Genomic DNA, 231 nt, shown 5'->3' with positions numbered 1-231 from the left:
GGTAAAGGGTATGACTATGCCCATGACCATGAAAACTATTTTGTAGACTTTGAATTTCTACCAGAAGAAATAGAAGGAACCACCCTTTGCAAACCTGGGGATAATCCCAGGGAAAAAGCCATCAAGGAATTTCTTAAAAAACGCTGGAAGGACAAATACAACTTCTAGAACTTAATATGGTGTACTTCCTGCTTCTTTCCGCTGCTATCTGAATATTCAAGCAACCACTTG

At 39.4% G+C, this 231-nt stretch carries 1 pseudogene; it reads left to right on the top strand.

Going from position 1 to position 231, the window contains the following annotated elements:
• Nucleotides 1-168, top strand: a pseudogene (locus tag ACRHOZ_RS21635) (replication-associated recombination protein A); the annotation flags it as partial.
• Nucleotides 169-231: the final 63 nt, after the last annotated feature.

Origin of the sequence: Flagellimonas flava (assembly GCF_050617915.1) — a bacterium.
In the GTDB taxonomy this organism is placed as follows: Bacteria; Bacteroidota; Bacteroidia; order Flavobacteriales; family Flavobacteriaceae; genus Flagellimonas; species Flagellimonas flava_A.
This window is presented reverse-complemented; position numbering and strand designations above follow the sequence as displayed.